Origin of the sequence: Pyxidicoccus fallax, assembly GCF_012933655.1 — a bacterium.
GTDB lineage: Bacteria > Myxococcota > Myxococcia > Myxococcales > Myxococcaceae > Myxococcus > Myxococcus fallax.
This window is the reverse complement of sequence record NZ_JABBJJ010000603.1, coordinates 1-3532: the sequence shown is the minus strand read 5'-3', so window position 1 is coordinate 3532 and position 3532 is coordinate 1. Positions and strand designations below refer to the sequence as shown.

The window sequence follows — 3532 nt, the reverse complement described above, 5'->3', positions numbered from 1 at the left end:
GTCGCTGGGGCGGGTGGGGGAGAAGGCCCGGCTCGCGGTGACGTTGTCCACGGACCGGCGGCTGTCCGACTCGGAGGCGCGACGGTTCCTCGCGGCGCGGGCTCGGCTGCCGCTTCCAGCGGAGGAGCCGGCGCTGCTGCTCATCTCCCATGAGGACTTCCAGCTCCGGCTGTACGCGAAGGGGCGCGAGGTGGCTCGCAAGGAGGTGGGCTTCGGGCAGGCGGCGGGGGCCAAGCAGGTGCGCGGCGACAACCGCACGCCGAAGGGCATGTACTTCGTCACGCAGAAGCTGCGAGGGGACATCCCCGGGCCGTACTCCGCCTTCTATGGCGGCCACTGGATTCGGGTGAACTATCCGAACCCGTGGGACGCGGACCGGGGCGTGGCCTCGGGCTTCATCGACGCGAAGACGCGCGAGCGGATTGCCCGGGACTGGGTGGCGCGGAAGAACACGAATGCCTCCACGCGACTGGGCAGCGGCATCGGCCTGCATGGCTGGGCGGGAGAATGGACGCTGGCGGAGAGCGGCGGACGCCTGTCCTGGGGCTGCGTGGTGATGCACACGCCGGACATCACCTCGCTGTATGACCGGATTCCCGAGGGGACGATGGTCGTGCTCTTCTAGCGAGGATGGACGCGAAGGACATCCGCTCGAAGTGGGTCGTGAGGCTTGGGCTCGATGGGGGCCGGTGGGTGTGGCTCAGTTGGTATTCGTTGGCGGCGCTGTTCGAGAACATCACCGAGCTGGCGACCGTGCCCGATACCTTCTTCCGCGTCACGTTCTCCGAGGAAACGCTGGCGACGTTCCAGCGGCTCCTGACGTGCATCGAGGAATGTCACGCCGCCGAACAACGCCTCATGATGCACGAATGCAGGATGGACGCCGCGCCGTTGGCCAGGGCCTTCAACGAATTGCAGGCACGCTCGGCGTCCTTCGCGGCGGAGCTCGGGCGGCCCGACGTGTTGCAGGGCTTCAGACACGCGCAGCTGGAGTTTCGGCGCTCATTCCGCGAGCTGTATCTGGGGGTGGAGCGCCGCCTGGAGCTCGAAGCCGGCCTGCGTGCTCCCTTCGACGATTGCCCGGGCCACGTGGACATCTCGCTTCACTGGGGATGGTAGCCACGCGTCGGACGTGGAATCCTCCAGGGTGTGATCGAGATAGAGACCATCGACGCATTCGAGCGGCACCTGCGCGCGGGGGCGCACCTCTCCAACGTCGTCATCCAGGGGTTGGACCTGCGGCGGTACACGCGCGAGCTGTCCTCCGCCGAGCTCGCGGGCACCGTCTTCCTGGGCTGCGAGCTGGAGAAGGAGGCCCTGAGCACCGCGCTCGCGCACGGGGCCATGGTGTTCCCACCGTTCTCCGGGCTGCCCTATCACCCGTATCGCGGCGGCCTCTACACGCCGGAGGAGCTGTACGCCGGCTTCGACCCCGCGCGGCCGGAGACGTACGTCGACACGCCGGACGCGCGCATCTACGCGCACTGGGCCACGCACGGCCGGGGCAATCCGCCCACGCTGCTGGAGACGCTGTCGCAGCGCCTGCATGACCATGCCGTCACGGATGCCATGGAGGACCTGCTCCAGGCGGAGGGCGGAAAGCGCAAGGTGGTGGCCATCATGGGCGGCCACTCCATGAAGCGTGGCCAGCCGGACTACCGCGCGGTGGCGACGCTGGCGCGCGAGCTGACGCGCCAGGGTTTCTTCATGGTCAGCGGCGGCGGCCCGGGCGCCATGGAGGCCACCCACGTGGGCGCCTGGTTCGCGCGCCGCACCGAGGCGGAGCTGGACGCGGGGCTCGCCATCCTCGCGAAGGCCCCCAGCTACACGGACCGCGAGTGGCTGGCCCGCGCCTTCGAGGTGCGCGGCGCGTTCCCGCTGCGGGACGAGGACAAGCCGTACTGCGACAGCCTGGGCATTCCCACGTGGCACTACGGGCACGAGCCGCCCAATCCCTTCGCCACGCACATCGCCAAGTACTTCGCCAACAGCGTGCGCGAGGACGGCCTGCTCACGATTGCCAAGGGCGGCATCGTCTACGCACCGGGCAGCGCGGGCACCATCCAGGAAATCTTCCAGGACGCCTGCCAGAACCACTACAACTCCGTGGGCGTCATCAGCCCGATGATCTTCCTCGGCACCGAGTTCTGGACGCGCACCCGGCCCGTGTACCCGTTGCTGGCGCAGCTCGCGCAGGGGCAGGAGTACGCGCGCCACCTGATGCTGACGGACTCGCAGGAGGAGGTCGTCCAGGCGTTGGTGGCGTACGACCGGGCGCGGCACGGCGCCGGGTGACACCTTCCGCCCCGCCCGGTGTTCGGTGACATGCACGCGCGCCGGGCGTGCCGAGACTCGGGAGGAAGGTCATGGCCCACACCAATCCATTCTGGCTGGGAGCCGTGTGCGTCGTGCTGGGGGCGCTTCTCTGGATGGAGCCGTCGTGCTGGGGCGCGGAGCCGCCCCGACCGCCGCGCCCGACCGAGCCCTCGCGGACCTACACCCATGTCGGATGGAACCCGCTGCTCGCCCTGGGCTGGGGACGGTAGTCCGTCCGTAAGGCCCGGTGGATGCGCCGCCCGGGCCCTGTCGCGCGCGGGCAAGGCGGCATATCCTCGCCGCCCTCGGGAGGAGTGCTCGGATGCGGCCCCGGGCCGTCTTCTTCGACCTGGATGACACGCTCATCGACCGCGCTGGCGCCTTCGCCCGCTACGTCGACGACCTCATCTCACGTTACCCGCACGCCTTCCCGGAGACTCGCGGGGCGGTGGCCGAGCTGCACGCGCTGGACGGACGCGGCTCCATCGACCGCTCCGTCTTCTGCCGCGGCGTCGTCACCACTTTCCCGGGTCTGCGGCTGACGCCCGAGGCCCTCTGGGCGGACATGTCCTCCCGGCTCCCCGGCTTCATCCAGCCAGTCGATGGGCCCGGGGCGCTCGTGAAGTCCCTGCGCCAGCGCGCTCCCGTGGCCGTGGTGTCCAACGGCTCGGGCCGTGTGCAGCGCGCGAAGATGGACCGCGCGGAGCTGACGCCGGTGCTCTCCAATGTCTTCCTCTCCGGCGAGGTGGGTGCCGACAAGCCCGACCCGCGCATCTTCCTCGCGGCGCTCGCGGCGGTGGACCGGCGGCCCGAAGAGGTGCTCCACATCGGAGACGACCCGGAGCGCGACATCGTCGGCGCCGTCCGTCTGGGGCTCTCCACCTGCTGGGTCTCCCACGGACGCACGTGGCCGGACGGACTGCCCCGTCCCACGTTCACCGTGGAGCGCATCATCGGCAACCTCGCGGAAGTCTCCAGGGTGCTCGCGCAATGGACATGAACACCGTGGTCGGCTCGCACGACCTGCTCTTCATCACCCTCGACACCCTCCGCTACGACGTCGCCGAGGAACTGGCCGCCACCGGCCGCACGCCCCACCTCTCCGCGCTGCTGCCCGGCGGCCGGTGGGAGCCGCGCCACTCGCCCGCCAGCTTCACCTACGCCGCGCATCACGCCTTCTTCGCCGGCTTCCTGCCCACCCCCGCCGCCCCCGGTC

At 70.2% G+C, this 3532-nt stretch carries 5 protein-coding genes and 1 pseudogene; all 6 read left to right on the top strand.

Annotation, left to right across the window (positions count from 1 at the left end; translation table 11 throughout):
* Positions 1–625, top strand: a 625-nt coding sequence (locus HG543_RS52395; protein WP_169352479.1) for a L,D-transpeptidase, incomplete at its 5' end; no start/stop codon positions are given.
* 5 nt (positions 626–630) lie between these two features.
* Entirely contained in the window at positions 631–1119 is a 489-nt protein-coding gene (locus tag HG543_RS52390) for a hypothetical protein (RefSeq protein ID WP_169352478.1), read from the top strand.
* Positions 1120–1149: 30 nt separating this feature from the next.
* Positions 1150–2295, top strand: coding sequence for a hypothetical protein (locus HG543_RS52385; protein WP_169352477.1), 1146 nt, complete (start codon positions 1150–1152; stop codon positions 2293–2295).
* Between the two features lie 71 nt (positions 2296–2366).
* Positions 2367–2546: a hypothetical protein gene (locus HG543_RS52380; RefSeq protein WP_169352476.1), complete on the top strand. Its 180-nt coding sequence runs from the start codon at positions 2367–2369 to the stop codon at positions 2544–2546.
* Positions 2547–2638: 92 nt separating this feature from the next.
* Positions 2639–3316: an HAD family hydrolase gene (locus tag HG543_RS52375; protein ID WP_169352475.1), complete on the top strand. Its 678-nt coding sequence runs from the start codon at positions 2639–2641 to the stop codon at positions 3314–3316.
* Positions 3307–3532, top strand: a pseudogene (locus HG543_RS52370) (STM4013/SEN3800 family hydrolase); the annotation flags it as partial. The gene HG543_RS52375 and the pseudogene HG543_RS52370, both read left to right, overlap by 10 nt.